Source organism: Paenibacillus sp. FSL R7-0026 (assembly GCF_038004485.1).
Taxonomy (GTDB): Bacteria; Bacillota; Bacilli; order Paenibacillales; family Paenibacillaceae; genus Paenibacillus; species Paenibacillus xylanexedens_A.
On record NZ_JBBORG010000001.1, the window covers coordinates 214702 to 230865 of the forward strand.

General features: G+C 46.2%; 13 protein-coding genes. All 13 read left to right on the top strand.

The window, feature by feature from the left end:
• The first annotated feature begins 402 nt into the window (after nucleotides 1-402).
• The 13 genes from MKY44_RS01060 (at nucleotide 403) to MKY44_RS01120 (ending at nucleotide 16088) form a co-directional block, all read left to right on the top strand.
• A complete protein-coding gene (locus MKY44_RS01060; protein ID WP_341005744.1) occupies nucleotides 403-1329 on the top strand; it encodes a metal-dependent hydrolase in 927 nt (308 codons plus the stop codon).
• Between the two features lie 131 nt (nucleotides 1330-1460).
• A complete protein-coding gene (locus tag MKY44_RS01065) occupies nucleotides 1461-2168 on the top strand; it encodes a uracil-DNA glycosylase (RefSeq protein WP_341005745.1) in 708 nt (235 codons plus the stop codon).
• A gap of 103 nt (nucleotides 2169-2271) precedes the next feature.
• Complete coding sequence (locus tag MKY44_RS01070) at nucleotides 2272-2634, top strand: hypothetical protein (RefSeq protein WP_341005746.1); 363 nt, start codon at nucleotides 2272-2274, stop codon at nucleotides 2632-2634.
• Between the two features lie 567 nt (nucleotides 2635-3201).
• Complete coding sequence (locus tag MKY44_RS01075) at nucleotides 3202-5349, top strand: cache domain-containing sensor histidine kinase (protein ID WP_341005747.1); 2148 nt, start codon at nucleotides 3202-3204, stop codon at nucleotides 5347-5349.
• Complete coding sequence (locus tag MKY44_RS01080; RefSeq protein ID WP_341005748.1) at nucleotides 5340-7106, top strand: response regulator; 1767 nt, start codon at nucleotides 5340-5342, stop codon at nucleotides 7104-7106. The genes MKY44_RS01075 and MKY44_RS01080 overlap by 10 nt, the downstream gene beginning before the upstream one ends.
• 187 nt (nucleotides 7107-7293) lie before the next feature.
• Entirely contained in the window at nucleotides 7294-8607 is a 1314-nt protein-coding gene (locus tag MKY44_RS01085) for an extracellular solute-binding protein (protein WP_036674723.1), read from the top strand.
• A 212-nt stretch (nucleotides 8608-8819) separates the two neighbouring features.
• On the top strand, nucleotides 8820-9689 hold the full coding sequence (locus tag MKY44_RS01090; RefSeq protein WP_017691225.1) for a carbohydrate ABC transporter permease: 870 nt from the start codon (nucleotides 8820-8822) through the stop codon (nucleotides 9687-9689).
• A 15-nt stretch (nucleotides 9690-9704) separates the two neighbouring features.
• On the top strand, nucleotides 9705-10580 hold the full coding sequence (locus MKY44_RS01095; RefSeq protein ID WP_017691224.1) for a carbohydrate ABC transporter permease: 876 nt from the start codon (nucleotides 9705-9707) through the stop codon (nucleotides 10578-10580).
• Between the two features lie 187 nt (nucleotides 10581-10767).
• Nucleotides 10768-11409 carry a polysaccharide deacetylase family protein gene (locus MKY44_RS01100; RefSeq protein WP_341005749.1) on the top strand — a complete coding sequence of 214 codons (642 nt, stop codon included), beginning with the start codon at nucleotides 10768-10770 and terminating at the stop codon, nucleotides 11407-11409.
• Nucleotides 11410-11557: 148 nt separating this feature from the next.
• Nucleotides 11558-12811, top strand: coding sequence for a mechanosensitive ion channel family protein (locus tag MKY44_RS01105; RefSeq protein ID WP_341005751.1), 1254 nt, complete (start codon nucleotides 11558-11560; stop codon nucleotides 12809-12811).
• 330 nt (nucleotides 12812-13141) lie between these two features.
• Complete coding sequence (locus MKY44_RS01110; RefSeq protein WP_341005752.1) at nucleotides 13142-13642, top strand: hypothetical protein; 501 nt, start codon at nucleotides 13142-13144, stop codon at nucleotides 13640-13642.
• 180 nt (nucleotides 13643-13822) lie between these two features.
• On the top strand, nucleotides 13823-15067 hold the full coding sequence (locus MKY44_RS01115; protein WP_341005753.1) for a macrolide family glycosyltransferase: 1245 nt from the start codon (nucleotides 13823-13825) through the stop codon (nucleotides 15065-15067).
• 166 nt (nucleotides 15068-15233) lie between these two features.
• Entirely contained in the window at nucleotides 15234-16088 is an 855-nt protein-coding gene (locus MKY44_RS01120; protein WP_341005754.1) for an aldo/keto reductase, read from the top strand.
• The last annotated feature ends 76 nt before the right edge of the window (nucleotides 16089-16164 follow it).

The window sequence follows — 16164 nt, forward strand, 5'->3', positions numbered from 1 at the left end:
TCTGGTTGGTGGATTTTTATTTTATGTTATAATAACCCGAATTATATAAATGGAGGAAATAAAGGTATATATAGGTCGAAAGCAGCTCCCAGAAAGTATATCAGGTATCTATAGCCTGCTTTAACTAGACCAAATTATGATAATAGAAAATACATACGGGCCATCCATTGTTATGAGGATTTTTAATAGCTTGTTGATTCTATTTTGTGGAGCCTACGTTGATTTGTGCTCGAATTTAGTATTAAGAAATTAGATTAGGTAACATCCATACTGAGACTACTCCCCGCAGATCTTTGGAAGAGGCTTGACTCTCAGGGTCTATTTTATGAAAAACTAATTTTATAGTGTGTAACATTACATAGCACAATGTTGATTCTATAACAGAGTAAAGGAGTAGTTATTTTGGATCCGTACTTATATTTGTTTTTTCATGTTCTATCACATGCTCTTCTTGGGGCGGTAATTGCATACTGCTTTTTGCCAAGGGATACATGGAAAAATCTTATGATATGTTTATGTTCGGGTGCACTGTGTGGAATAATTCCTGATATTTTTGGGGATAGAAGTGTAGCTCCGTGGTCCCATTCTGTATTATTTACACCTTTTTTAGTTTTAGGAATAGCATATTTGACAAAATTATTCTATAAAAAGACAAGTTTCAAATTAATCTGGGGATCCTCTATTTTGTCTGTCTTGTTTGGACACTTATTTTTAGACTATATGGGACATGATTTACCAGCATTCTATCCCCTTAGCGATAAGTCATATATTATGGAAGCCATTACATTGGGAGATCCATGGATATGGTTTCCGTTAATTATTGGTCTTGGATTGAGTATTTTTTTGAGGAACAAGCCTAAATTACCCGTAATTACTTCGATACTATTTATAGTGGTATATTTAGTTTTTCGAGTAATATCCAAAGAAATAATCGAGCACAAAGTTCAAGTTCAACACCCGGTTCCTGAAAAGTCATATATTATAGTGGAGCCCAATAGTCATTATGAATATCCTTTAAATCCCCTAAAATGGTTAGAGTTCAGGTTTCGAGTCATCAGTCCTCATTTCTCTAAAGTTGGTGATGCGGGTATACTGGGAGAGAAATCAGACAAACTATTCTGGTACGATTTTTATCCAGTAGCCTTTGAGATTAATTTATCAAGAGGGAAATACATTTTAATAAATTCACAGAATTCTAAAGTTGTCCTATCTGTTACTAAGGAATGGAAAGAAGCGGGTTCTAACTTTATTCAGGGAAAGTATGATGGAAACCTTCTTACCTACAAAGAAACCACCAATGGTCAGTGGGAAGAAGTTATACCACAATAGTTTTCTACAGTTTCTATCCACCATCAACCAGCGTTCTGGTTGGTGGTTTTTCTGTTTATGCTATAATCTTTGTAAAATAAGCTGATGCAAGCCCGATTTACTCTGTAATCTCCCAAAGGAGGCAAAGAAGCATGAGCCAAACGCAGCAACAGATCCGCGAGTTTGTTGCAGGGGTACAAGCATATGTCTCGCCAGTAAATGTGATTAATCCTTGGAGAGATTATGTGACGGGTTATGATATCGGCCCCGAAGCGGTGGAGATTCGTTCTGAACATTTGGTCAGGTATTTGGGGCCACGAATGTCCAAGGCTCGGTATATTTTTATTGCTGAAGCTGTGGGATATCAAGGGGCAAGGTTCTCCGGCGTACCCTTGACGTCCGAACGAATGGTTACCGGGAATCATTCGCTGGTGAATCACCAGATGATTTTTGCAGGTGAGCCGGGTGTCCGAACAAGTCTGCCCAATATCGCCAAACCTAACCGCAGTCAGGCGCTGTATGGATTTGCAGAACCGACAGCATCCATCATATGGGGTGAAGTGTTATCCAGTTCAAGGTGGAAACCAACGGACTTTATATTTTGGAACATCTATCCCTTTCATCCCTATCAATCTCCTGAAAACCGGATGACAAATCGAACGCCGATTTTGGCAGAGTTGGAGGATGGTGTGTTATTCGCAAGACAGCTTATGCAACTGAATCCTGATGCTCACATCGTGGCTATTGGCAGAAAGTCAGCAGACACGTTAAGCTCCCATCTCATTAAACATCACCATGTTCCTCATCCTGCAAATGGAAGGGCAGTACAATTCCAAAAAGCAGTAAGGTCAATTATCTAGCCATTTTGAACTGGAGAAATGTAAGGCTGACATATGCACCTTATCGTTCAAGTGCTCGCACATAACGTAATGCCTATCCTATAAGATTGGTTGGTGAAGCTAAATGAATGAAAAATACTGGCTTGTGGTGCAATATCCGCTGAAGAGCGCGCAGGGCAGCAAACGAGATCATTGGTTGAAGGAAAAGGTGATGGAATATCTGGAAACCGTTCTGACCCAGGCGGAGTTGGGAGAGGTGGATGGATGTGATCTGGGTAGCCGCGTGGGTGATCCAAAGGAATATGTGATGAACATTTTCTGTGTGGTAACGGACGAGGATCGGAGCATAGCGCTAATTAAAAAGGTGCTCAGAGAGAGTCGGCTGGATTACACCCGTATCCAAATCGCTACGATGCCATACGGCATAGAAGGAAGCTACACGCTGAAATATGCCTCCAAAAAAGGCGTTACCGAATTCTCGCTTTGATCACGATTCGCTGTTTCTCACCATAACGAACTCTTTACTTGTCCTGCCCGAGGGCAGCTTACTCCCGACATTTCCCCAATTAAATTCATCACGCAAGAAAACGATGATTGGATTTTCCCGACCTTAACCACTCGATCAACACTCTGTAAGTAGTAAGATTATGCCCGTAGATATCGTAATCTTGCTCATAAGTATGTGCATATCAAGGTAATTGTTTATCAGCATCTTTTGTGTATTCAGACCCTCCGCATCTCCCCCGCATGTCTCTCCATCCGGCACAAACTACAACTTGTTATCTGAACCTTCAATATTGTATAAAGCAGTGCTCCTTGTGGTTCCAATTCAAGGGGCCTCTACCCGTTGCATTCACAACAATCAGGTCCTCAAATCTCACTCTACTTCACTCAATCTATCCATCCTCAAGCAGTAAAAAAGAATTGAGCCTCCTCCTTACACTGTCCTATAATATACAATTGTATAAAATCCGAGATAGTGGTGGGTGTCACAACAGGTCATCCGATCCCAACCGTTAAACCCATCACACCTCGGAACCAAAGGAGGTTTACAGTGCAAAACAGAGCAAAGGATGCAACAACAGAGGTAGCAGAAGTAGCAGAAGCGGCAGAAGAAGATGCAACGATTGAAGCGAAAGCAACAGCAAAAGAAACAGTCCAATCAGATGCCGAGACCAATGCAGAAGTAAACGCAAATACAAAAGCGAACACCAGTGCAATGAAGAAGAGTTGGCCTCCCCGTTTCAAAGCGTTCATTCAACGCAAGCCCAAGACGCTGGCTTTTAAAATCCCGTTTGCTTACTTTGTCATTATTCTGCTAACGGTGGCGTTCAGTGCGTTGGTGTTGAATCGAATCTCGGAAAATGATGCGCAGCGAAAGATCAATGAAGCATCATTGCAGACAATTACATCTATTGAGACCAACGTTAATCTGATGATCGAGAACGTGAACAATTATTCGAAAATGATTTTCTCCGATCCCAACTTGCAGAACCTGCTGCGGCAGGGCAATGTGTACTCCAATTTACAGACACAGTCCAAGGTCAGCGCTTATTTGACCAATCTTATGCAAGCGGTTCCAATTATCGATTCTGTATATATTTACGATAATTCGGGGCACCGATTCTCGGTTGGTACACAGGAATGGCCCACGTTTATGGAAGCCAGTGTGAAGGAAGCGCCATGGTACGAACAGGCACTGAAGCACAACGGACGATATCTGCTCAGGCTGAATGGTGGCAACAACGACAGTGGGGTCTCGACGACGGGGGAGAATGATGGGCACGAGGTGGTTTCGTTTATTCGTCTCATTCGAGATTTGGATGATACGTCTCCGCTTGGATTTTTGGTCATGAACATCAAGGGCAAATCCATCGCTCAGGCCTATGCCAACTTGTCTGCACCGGATTCATTTCAGGTGGCCATCCTGGATGAGCATCAGCGGGTGATTGCAACCAACGCTAACGATGGAAAGAAGGCCGAGCCTGCTGTATCCGGCGAATCCATATCTGCGGCTTCTGGACAGGAAGGGATGTACGAGATGTTAGAGGCCAATCGGGCCAAGTTAGCACAAACATTTCAAGAGCAATTCTCCGGCTTCATCACCTTGCAATCGGGTGGTCAGGAATATGCTGTGACCTATCGTTCAGCTGGTGATGATCAGTGGAAATTCATCAGCATGAGCCCATACCAGGCTACCGATACCCGTAATAAATCTATGGTATTGCTTGCGCTGATCCTACTGGCGGTGAACGGGACTGTTTTTTTCGTCAGTTCGTTTATCATCTCCCGCAGCGTCATTAAGCCGATTCACAAGCTGCTTCGTTCCATGCAGAAAGCGCCAAGTGGGAACTTCCGCAAAGTGACGGTTGAGCTGAACAGTTACGAGTTCGCACAGCTATATGGAGGATACAACCAGATGATTGAGCAGATTGACCAGATGTTGAAACGCATCATTCAGGAGCAGCAGACGATTCGTCGAGCAGAGCTGAATACACTTCAGGCGCAGATCAAGCCGCATTTTTTATACAACACACTGGATTCCATCACCTCCCTGGCGATGTCAGGCATGAACGATAAGGTATGTGAGCTGTTAGAAGCGCTCGGAAGTTACTATCGCCTGAGTGTCAGCAAAGGCCGTGAACTGATTACACTGCACGAGGAGGTTGAGATTGTACGCAATTATCTGACGATCCAGCAGGTGCGCTATCCCGGTGTATTTGAGGTGCAGTACGATATTGATTCAGACTGTGAGCGAGTGATGATTCCCAAGCTCGTTCTCCAGCCGTTGGTAGAAAATTCACTGTATCATGGCATTCGTCCCAAAGGCAGCCCCGGCACGATACGCATTCAAGCACGTCGATTCAAGGAAGGGGTACTTCTAACGATTACTGACGACGGAGTCGGCATGTCCGAGGAAGAAGTGCAGCAGGTTCAACGCAAAGAAATAAACAGTTCTAACCGTTTTGACTCAACTAGCTCAATTAACTCAACGAACTCATCTATCTCCTCTAGTTCATCTAATCCTTCTAATCCTACCTATAATGCTAAACACAATCCAAGCTTTGGCTTATGGGGAACGATGGAGCGACTTCGTATTTTCTACGAAAGAGAGGATGGACTCAAGCTGCAGAGCGAGGTTGGAAAAGGAACCACCATTATCATAACGATCCCGAAGGGAGCCGATGAATCATGGAATTAACTGTAGAACCTTTAAAGGTATTGATTGTGGACGATGAATACCTTATCCGAAATCTGCTGCGTATGCGTATCGATTGGGAACAGCAAGGCATGTCTATCGTTGGTGAGGCCTCCGATGCACAAGAGGCTTTGGATCAGATGGAGCTGTTGCGTCCAGACATCGTATTCACGGACATATACATGCCAAAGATGGATGGCATTGAACTGAGTCGTATCCTCATGGAGCGTTACCCGAGCCTGAAAATCGTGATTGTGACGGGACATGATGAATTTGAGTATGCTCGTCAGAGTGTGAAGCTGGGCATATCCGATTTTATTTTGAAACCCATCCGTGCTTCTGAATTATTACAGGTTACGGCGAAGCTGCGAGCGGCAATCGAGCAGGAGGTCGGGCGCGAGTACGAGCTGATGAAGCTGCGGGAGGAGATGAAGCAGGGCTTGCCTTATCTCAGGGAGAGGTTTGTAAATCAATGGTTAAGTGATGTGATGCCTGAGGATGAACTACAAGAGAAGGCGCGTTTCTTTGGTATTCCTATCTCGTCTGGTGAACCAGGATCACGCATCGCAGTAATGGAGGTGGAGGTTGCTGTACCGCAAGCGAAGATAGCTGCACCAGAGGTATATCCACATCTGTCCGAACCATATCACCAAACACCCCAAACATACCAAGTACAACGAGGGCCTCAGCAACAACAACATCAACACGTTCAGCCCCAATTAAGCCAGCATCAGACAGAAGCTGATCCACATACTGCCGAGGAAATACATATTCTGCTGCGAATGGTAGGGATGAAGCAGGTGCAGGTTTTTTATCCGGAGGATTCGCAAACGATTATCGTCATGGACCCGCATAACCGGATCGTTGTACTCTCGCTTGGTGCGGATACGGAATTTGCCAATCAGGTACAGCAGCTTCAGGAAGAACTTCAACATACGCTTAAGCTCGAAGGGTGTGAAGTTGATGTGACCGTAGGGATTGGGCAATGGCAATCAGGATGGGGAAGGGCCTGTGTGGGATACCGGGAAGCTTGTCGTGCACTTGATTATCAGGCGTTTGTGGGAAAAAATCAGGTCATTTGCTTCGAGGATCTGGTCATCGAAGGCGGGAAAAGGCCCTACCACTCGGATGCTCAGCTGCTCCAACAACTGCAATTTTACGTCAGTGTTGGTGCGGGGGAAGAAGCCGTATTGTTGCTGGAGCGTATGCTGTCTGTGCCGTTTTCGGACGTTTCACAGTTTCGGATGGCAGCCATGGATGTGGTTACGGAGTGCCAGCGTGCTGCCATAGAGCAGCAGATTGAGGGAGAGCACGCATTGAACAAAGAGGCCGTTGCGGCCATTTTTACAGCAGATCATTTGCCCGAACTAAAAAGCATGCTGGAGCAGCATGTCCGCACCGTATCGGATGTCATACAAGCCAAGCGACAGGCCAAGGAAGGCAATCTGATCGACCGGGTGATCGCTTATCTTGAAGAGAATATGGCCAATCCGGAAGTGGGGCTTTCCAGCACCGCGGCTGCTTTTTACATAAGTTCGGGCCATCTGGGGCGGCTGATGAAAAAAGAAACCGGGCAGACATTTGTGGAATATCTGACCCAACTCCGCATGAAGAAGGCTGAAATGCTGCTGAAACAGACGGATATGAAAGGATATGAGATTGGGGAGCAGGTAGGCATCCCGGACCCACACTATTTCAGCGTCTTGTTCAAAAAACATATTGGCCGATCCATGAATGAATATCGGAATGTAAAAACCTGAAAAACGAGAATGCAAAAATGGGGAGTTTGAGTGCAGAGAAGGTTTGAGCGTAAACTCACTTCCACTTCCAGTTCCACATATGTTCGAATATTACAAATCGATGCCTGTTTTCTAAATGGAGAACAAAGTACAGTTTGCCTAAAATATGGGCTAGAACCAACTAAAACGCATAGGGAGGTCCATAGAGATGAAAGCGCTATTAAAAAAATCAGCAAGTCTAATTCTGACTCTGGGCATTGTAAGCAGTCTGGCGGCATGTTCATCCGGTTCGTCCGGTGGTGCACAGGGGGAAAGTAACGGCAAGATCAAGCTGACGCTGTGGGATCAATCGGTTGGCAATACCGACCCTTCGGCCAAGTTACTGCCCGAGATTGTTGAGAAATGGAACAGCGAGCACCCAGACATTCAGGTTGAACGTACGGGCACGACAGGAGAACAGTACAAAACCAAAGTCAAAACATCAATTGCAGCTGGTGAAGCGCCAGACCTGTTCTATGGCATGGGTGGCGGCAGCTTCATGCAGCCATATATCAAATCCGGTAATGTGCTGGAAATCTCAAGTTACCTGACGGACGATATCAAAGAACGAATGGGGCCGGGTATGGCGGAGGCCATCAATATGGACGGCAAAATCTACACATTGCCCGTGTATACCCATATCGCCAACCTTTACGTGAATACGGAATTGTTCGAGCAGGCAGGTGCCAAGATTCCGACCACCTATAACGAACTCCTGGATGCAGTCACCAAGCTGAAAGCGGCAGGAATCACCCCAGCTGTGATTGGAGAGAAGGACCGCTGGCCGGGCATGTACTGGTACGACATTATTGCGATGCGTCAGGCAGGCAATGCTGCGGTGATGGAAGCCTTTAAAGATCCGTCGAAGTGGGATTCGCCCGATTTTGTTGCCGCTGCGACCAAAATGCAACAGCTTGCGCAAGCAGGAGCGTTCAACAGCAGCATGTTCAGCATGAGCTATGACGAGATGCTTGGGGCATTTAATGCAGGCAACGGGGCGATGATGTTCCAGGCCAACTGGGTGAATGCAGGAATTGAGGACCCGTCCTCCGCAGTCAAAGGCAAAGTGAAAGTGATTCCGTTCCCGGTATTTGAAGATGGCAAAGGCACAAATACCGAAATCTTTGGCGGAGCCGTCGATGGTTTCTACATCAACCAGAATACCAAACATCCGAAGGAAGCCGTGGAATTCCTCATGTATCTGAGTGAGCAGCTTGGTACACAAGGTTTTCTGGCTGGAGCGGGTCTGCCAAGCTGGAAAACCGATGCACTCGACACATCCAGCCTGTCCTCCCTTGATCTGTCTGCGGCAGATATTATGAAAACGGCGACCTCATTCATCGCGTGGTGGGATAACATTCTGCCTGCGGAGTCTGCCGAAGCGCATAAAAACCTGATTGCCCAGCTGCTTGCCGGCGATGTAACACCGGAAGAGTTCTGCAAACAGATGGCACAGCTCAAACCAACAGAGCTAAGCTTATAGAAAACAGGTAGGCAGATACGTGCGTGCAAGCTTACAAGCTTAAATGCTTACAGGCCCTAGGTCCTTACACTACAAGTCTTTGCAAATTGCCTGTAAATATCTTACGCATAGACCTTGTGAGCTTGCAATGCTACCGCTTCTAACCATGAAGATGAACCCAAACAAGGCGTGGTCCGGTATATCCCGGTCACGCCTTTGAGAGGAGAACAACAATGAACTCTGTATTTTCCAATAAAGGCACGATAGCCGTCTTTGTACTGCCCACACTACTTCTGTTCTGCGGCATTGTGCTTATTCCGATCTTTGTCTCCAGTTATTACAGTCTGCTGGACTGGAACGGCGTGGGCAGGGGTACATTTATCGGCCTGGACAACTATGTAGAGATGTTTAAGGATACCCGTGTGCTGAATTCAATCAAGAACTCCCTGTTATTCGCGGGAGCTTCGGTGTTCATTCAACTGCCGATCTCGCTGGTGCTCGCACTGATTCTGGCGTCCAACGTCAAGGGGGAAGGGTTCTACCGGACCGTATATTTCATCCCGGTGTTGATCTCAACGGTGGTTATTGCCCAGTTGTGGTCAAAAATCTACAATGCCGATTATGGCCTGCTGAACGTGCTGCTGCAAAGTATTGGCTTATCCAGCCTGGCACAGGACTGGCTGGGGCAGAAGGACACCGCGCTGGCGGCATCGTTTATTCCGACCTTGTGGCAGTACGTAGGGTATCACATGCTGCTGATGTATGCAGGAGCAAAGTCCGTGTCTCAGGATGTGCTCGAAGCTGCTCGAATGGATGGTGCTTCCCGTATTCGGACGGCGTGGTCCATTATGATCCCGCTGATGAAGCCGATTCTGAAGGTAAGCCTTGTTTTTTCGGTCATCGGCGCATTCAAGGTGTTTGACCTGATCTATGTGCTGACGGGCGGCGGGCCGTTCTATACCACTGAAGTACCGAGCACGCTGATGTACGCCACCATTTTTGATACGTTCCGGTACGGATATGGCAGTGCAATCTCGGTCTTTATCATTGTGGAGTGTCTGGTATGTACGATCCTCATTAATTCATTGTTCAAAACGGAATAGAAGGAGGCATGAGGCATGAGTACCGTAGAAGTCATGTTGCAAAAAAAGCCCAAGCCAAGGTCCATCTCCGGACCAATCGGGAAAGTGTTCCTGCAAGCGTTTCTGATCCTCGTTGCAATTGTGCAGATCTACCCGCTTATCTGGTTGGCGCTGTTTTCCCTGAAGGATAACAGTGAGATTTTCAGCGGTGATGTAGCCGGGTTGCCGAAGGCGTTTCTGTGGAGCAACTACACCAAAGCAATGTCCGACGGCCATGTGCTGACCTATTTTATGAATAGTGTGCTGGTTACTGCGGCCTCCATTGTCTTGGTACTGATCCTGTCCTCCATGACGGGATACGCAATCACGAGAATGAATTGGAAGCTCAGCGGGTTGACGATGACGATTATTTTGCTGGGCATGATGGTGCCGATTCATGCGGCGCTGCTGCCATTGTTTATTATTTTGAAGAATCTGAGCCTGCTCAACAGCTACTGGTCTCTGATCATTCCCTATGTGGCATTTGGCATTCCGATGGCGGTGTTCATTCTGGGCAGTTTTTTCAAAGGTATCCCAAGAGAGATGGAGGAGTCGGCGGTTATCGACGGCTGCGGCATATACCGGACGTTTTTCTCCATTATTCTGCCTCTGGTAACCCCGGCTATATCAACGGTAGCGATCTTCACATTTCTGTCCTGCTGGAACGAGCTGATGTTTGCGGTCACGTTTATCAATAACACGGCTTACCAGACATTGACGGTGGGCATGATGTCGATGGTGGGAACGTACATTACGCAATGGGGCATCATTGGTGCGGGACTGATGATTACGACGGTGCCAACGGTAGTCATCTATCTGCTGTTGAACAAACAGGTGCAGAAGAGCATGATCGCAGGTGCGATCAAAGGTTAGCTGGAGGCTGGACTGGAGGGCGTGGCGGTAGAAGGGATTGCTGCTTGCTCGCTGTGCTCTCTTTCTGGTAGATATCTTCTTGATTCGGGATTTCGCAAGGTGTGATCTCTGGACTGGACCGCGGCCTATGGACATGGAATAATAAGGGTGATGTAGCCAGTCAGTTGCAGAGAGGGGTCATTATAGTATGGTCAATATTGCTATGGTAGTGCAGGAGTCTGTTCGGGAAAAGGTTGTGGCGTTCACGTTTGATGATGGGCCGCATCCAGTGTATACACCTCAAGTGCTTGAGATATTCCGTCGTGTCGGTGGCCAGGCAACGTTTTTCATGATTGGCCAAGAGATGGAGACTCACCCGGAGATTGCGGCGGAGGTGCACCGGGAAGGGCATGAGATCGCAAACCATACGTACACGCATCCGGACCTGACCAAGCTGACACTGGAGGAAGCCGGGGAGGAGCTGCAACGCGCAGAACGTCTTGTTCAAAAAGTTACGGGGCAACCTGCCCGAAGCTTCCGACCGCCGTATTTTGGCGTAAACGATGATATACTGTCTCTGTCAGCGGAGCGTGGATATCGTACGATTGGTGCGGCCAACGGGGATGCGAGGGATTGGGACAATCCCGGCGTTGAGCATATTCTGGAGCATAGCCGGTCTGCGGTGAAACCTGGCAGCGTGCTCATATTCCATGACGGTTACGGGGATCGTTCCCAGACGGTGGAGGCGGTTCGTGTGCTGGTGGAGGAACTGGTTGGGGAAGGGTACCGTTTGGTAACGGTGAGTGAGTTGTTAGACATTTCTCGTGAGCATGATGAAAAGACGACATAATCAAGTGGACCCATCATTCTTTGAATGACAGGGTCTTTTTTTAATATATATAATACATAGGAAGAATGAAGTGGAAGCACAAACTTTGCTTGCCCTCTCAAACTACTTTATAATAATAGGCTAAACTAGATTATGTCAGGAGGAAACAATGGACTTTATCAGAAATCAACTAGAAGAACTCGGCATGAGTGGACCCTCCATTGGTTATCTTTCAAACATCATTATGATTATTTTTATAGCAGTGATCTCGATATTGGCAAATGTGATTGCCAAGCGAGTGGTACTGAAGACGGTTCATCGTATCGTAAGTAACAACCGTTTCAAGTGGGGCCATATTGTGGTTCAAAAAAATTTATTTCAGAAGCTGTCGCATCTTGTGCCAGCCATTATAATCTATTATTCTGCTTATATTTTCTCGCCCTATCAGGCCATAATTGAAAAATCAGCAATGACCTATATGATTGTCATCATGATTACGGTTCTGAATGCTCTGCTGAATGTGTTCGATGATATCTATCGTACCTATGAGGTGTCGAAGATTCGCCCAATCAAGAGTTACATTCAGGTAGCCAAGATTGTCCTGTTCATTATCGGGGGCATTATCGTCATCTCCAGCCTGATCGGACAGAACCCGCTCATTATCCTCAGTGGACTTGGGGCGTTATCGGCGGTATTAATGCTCGTATTCAAAGACTCGATTCTGGGCCTCGTGGCCGGTGTACAGCTATCGTCGAACGATATGGTACGCGTTGGTGACTGGATTGAGATGCCAAAGTATAATGCGGACGGTGACGTCATTGACATTACATTGAACACGGTAAAGGTTATGAATTTTGATAAAACCATTACGATGATTCCAAGCTACGCCCTCATTTCGGATTCGTTCCGTAACTGGAGGGGCATGCAGGTGTCCGGTGGCAGAAGGATTAAGCGGAGTATCTATATTGATATCAGCAGTATCCGTTTTTGTACGGAAGAGATGGTGGCTGAATTTGAGAAAATCCACTACCTGACTGATTATGTCACGGCAAAATTGAAAGAAATTCAAGCATACAACATGGAGCACGAGGTGAATACCGAAAGCAACGTGAACGGCAGACAACTGACAAACGTCGGTGTATTCCGGGAATATATCCATCAATATTTGAGAAATCATCCGAAAATCAATAAGGATATGACGATGATTGTGAGACAACTAGCACCGGAAGATCGCGGACTGCCTCTGGAAATCTATGCATTCAGCAATGATATCAACTGGGGGGTATACGAGAACGTTCAGGCGGATATCTTTGACCATATCTTCGCGGTGGCGCCAACATTTGGACTGCGGGCCTTCCAGAATCCAACCGGACATGACATTGTGCAACTGAAAGAGGATAAGCAATATGCGCGAGAGTATTAAGAAGATTTATCAAAATAGATGTGACGGCCACCATATTGGTGGTCGTTTTTACGTTTGGATGCCCATCCAATTTGGCCATGGGTGAGAACACGTCGAGTGTTGGTAAGTTGGCTAATTTTTAAAATCACAGGAACACACCCAAATGTTTTATTTATGAGACTGACGGTCAGTTCATGGGATAGGGTTCAGTGCAAGATAACAAAACAGAATGTCTGCAAAAACAAGTAGACAATATGTATTTCTTTACATTATAATCTAATTAATTCCATATTTTGAAAGGGGTGATTTGGAGCTTATTCTGATTAGGCGTGTCTAAGAACGAGGGAAAGCATGAAGTCTCTTTGGCGTGCTAACTTTCATAAGAAATGGAGGGAGAATGAAATGAAGAAAACATTGTATTCTGCTATTATGGTGACGCTTTTATCAGGATCTATTGTGGGTACGGCCTTGGCGGATAATTACGAGTCGAATGACACTTTGAGCACCGCGTATAAAATCCCAACGCAGACGGTGGCCACTCCCTACGGTCCGGCTTACTGGGGTGGAAGTGCTTGGTCTTATCTATCATCCCCGACAGATGTAGACTACTTTACATTCAGAGGGCATGGCAAATCTGTCGTGCTGGGTTCTCCTTCCGGCTATGATTACGATTTGTACGCCTATGACAGCGCTGGAAATTTGGTTGCTTCTTCTACGAATACGTCAGGAGCGGATACAGTTCTTGTCGACTACAATAATGTATATTTTAAAGTGGTAAGCAAGGATGGACGTTACAGCGATACCGATGCTTACAGCGTAACCTTTTATAAAAGGGATGTTTGGGTGCCGTGACCAGACAGTGAGGATAAAAAACGTTAGGTATCGTGGAATTTGATGCTTCTGTCTCACAAATAGGAACTCTACTGCCTGACTGAGGTAGTAGAGTTTTATTTATCCAAGCCAATGGTCTGGAAGAATTGAATACCATGTCCCCACTTTAAATAATTGGAAAATTTGATGGAGGTGAGCTTCGTGGCACGTGTGTTAGTTGTGATGATGCCTGCAGAAGGGCATATCAATCCGTCGCTCGGGTTAATCAAGGAGTTGATAGAGAGCGGAGATGAGGTCGTCTATTGTTGTACTGAAAAATACCGGACGAAGATTGAAGCGTTAGGTGCTCAATTTAAAGCTTACTCCTTCAACGAGGCAACCCTGCTCAACAATCCCAATATGAAGCCATTTGAAATCAAACATCCGTACCAATTCTTATATATGATTTTGAAAAAAATAATTCAACGGTTTATTCCGGATGTTCTGAATCTGATCGAAAATGAAACCTATGACTATTTAATTTTTGATTCCTTAATCGGCTGGGGCGGACAAATTTTGGGCGAAAAGCTAGGGATACCCACGATCTGCTCGACCAGTACCTTTGTTTTTGTAGAGCCTCTAGGATCGGACAATAATCTGAAGGATGACAATGAGGAGGTCCAGGAGCTATATAACGGCATTATGGAAATGTCTCAACAATTAGCTTCCCGGTTCAATGTGGCTGCGCCTTCTCTGGTGGAACTTTCAGGGCATCCAGGACAACTGAAGATTGTCTATACAAGCTGCTATTTTCAACCCATGGGGGACAAGCTGGACGACAGCTTTGTGTTCACCGGCCCATCCATTATCCCACGCAAGGATGCGCCAGCTTTTGCAAATGAATCTCTGCATGCTCATTATAAGCAGGTCGTTTATATTTCGATGGGAACCATTTTAAATAAGGATCTTGATTTTTATAAGCTTTGCTTCACGGCCTTTCGTAATTTGCCTGTGCAGTTTATATTATCTTCTGGGAAGGATACCGATATAGAGCCCATTGCTGATCTCATTCCTGACAATTTCATCATAAGACCCTATGTCCCTCAACTGGAATTGTTGCAGTGTGTAGATGCTTTTCTGACACATGCAGGCATGAACAGTACCAGCGAAGCTTTGTATTACAATGTACCATTAATCCTGCTTCCGTTAACATCGGATCAGCCGCGTGTAGCAGGCCGGGTACAGGAGTTGGGAGCAGGAGTCATCGTGGACAAAAATAACCTTACACCCGATGTGCTTAGAAACGCAGTATTAGAAGTGCTCGGTAATGCCTCCTACAAGGAGCATGCTGAGGTTATTGGGAAAACGTTACGCGATGCTGGCGGGTATAAGCAGGCTGCTATGGCTATTAAGAACTTTATAGGCAATCAGCCGTTATCGGCCACGCCCATCTCTTCGTTTGAATGAAAAGGAGATCGCTCTTCATGAGAGCTAGAAGAGGAAGCCGTCACCTGACTAAAACGGAGTGGTGACTTCCAATTGATTCAAGCGCGTATGGAGGGGGAGATAAACGGAGAGGGGCATTATTTTTACCATATTGTTCGTATACCTTTTGGCAAAGGAGAGTCTTCAGATGAATCATCGAATTCCGGAATATACATTGAACGATGGCTTGAAAGTGCCTGCAATTGGATTTGGTACCTATAGTTTAAGAGGTGAAGAAGGCGTTAAATCGATCGCGTCCGCAATGGATGCGGGTTATCGATTAATTGATACGGCGTATAACTATGAGAATGAGGCAACGGTGGGCAGAGCAATCAAACAAAGCTCCATCGCCAGAGAAGATCTGCTCATTTCCTCGAAGCTGCCGGGTCGTTATCACGCTCATGATAAAGCACTTGTGGCGATCCAGGAATCCCTGTACAGAGCGGATCTGGATTATTACGACCTGTATCTGATTCACTGGCCCAATCCGAAAAAAGACATGTATGTCGAGGCATGGCAAGCACTGATCGAAGCCAAAAAACGTGGATATATCCGATCCATTGGAGTCAGCAACTTCCTGCCTGAGCACAATGAACGGCTGATTAAGGAAACGGGGATAGCGCCGAGTCTGAATCAGATTGAGCTGCATCCATTCTTCGACCAAGCCGATCAGCGGGAACAGGATACGAAGCATGGCATCGTGAACGAATCCTGGAGTCCGATTGGACGTGGCAATGATGCCTTACAGGATATTCTGAAGGATGAGAACATTCTTCGAATCGCGGAAACGCATGGCAAAACGCCAACTCAGATCATTCTGCGCTGGCATGTTCAGCTAGGTTCCATTCCCATTCCGAAAGCTGGCTCCTTGCAGCATCAGCAGGAAAATATCGATATATTCGATTTTGAGTTGAGCACAGAAGAGATGCAGGTCATCTCTGCATTTAATCGTCCGGATGGTCGGTTGTGGGATCAGGACCCCAGCGAGTACGAAGAATTTTAAAGAACGACAAATGAAGGGCTGCTCCCATGTCAGATATGACAGGAGGCAGCCCTTTATTGTTGAAGCATAGTAAGCA

What these genes read in the sequence shown, in the direction of transcription:
- MKY44_RS01095 (WP_017691224.1), top strand. Translation starts at nt 9,705, where the DNA reads ATGAGTACCGTAGAAGTCATGTTGCAAAAAAAGCCCAAGCCAAGGTCC.
- MKY44_RS01105 (WP_341005751.1), top strand. Translation starts at nt 11,558, where the DNA reads ATGGACTTTATCAGAAATCAACTAGAAGAACTCGGCATGAGTGGACCC.
- MKY44_RS01070 (WP_341005746.1), top strand. Translation starts at nt 2,272, where the DNA reads ATGAATGAAAAATACTGGCTTGTGGTGCAATATCCGCTGAAGAGCGCG.
- MKY44_RS01080 (WP_341005748.1), top strand. Translation starts at nt 5,340, where the DNA reads ATGGAATTAACTGTAGAACCTTTAAAGGTATTGATTGTGGACGATGAA.
- MKY44_RS01085 (WP_036674723.1), top strand. Translation starts at nt 7,294, where the DNA reads ATGAAAGCGCTATTAAAAAAATCAGCAAGTCTAATTCTGACTCTGGGC.
- MKY44_RS01100 (WP_341005749.1), top strand. Translation starts at nt 10,768, where the DNA reads ATGGTCAATATTGCTATGGTAGTGCAGGAGTCTGTTCGGGAAAAGGTT.
- MKY44_RS01110 (WP_341005752.1), top strand. Translation starts at nt 13,142, where the DNA reads ATGAAGTCTCTTTGGCGTGCTAACTTTCATAAGAAATGGAGGGAGAAT.
- MKY44_RS01090 (WP_017691225.1), top strand. Translation starts at nt 8,820, where the DNA reads ATGAACTCTGTATTTTCCAATAAAGGCACGATAGCCGTCTTTGTACTG.
- MKY44_RS01120 (WP_341005754.1), top strand. Translation starts at nt 15,234, where the DNA reads ATGAATCATCGAATTCCGGAATATACATTGAACGATGGCTTGAAAGTG.
- MKY44_RS01065 (WP_341005745.1), top strand. Translation starts at nt 1,461, where the DNA reads ATGAGCCAAACGCAGCAACAGATCCGCGAGTTTGTTGCAGGGGTACAA.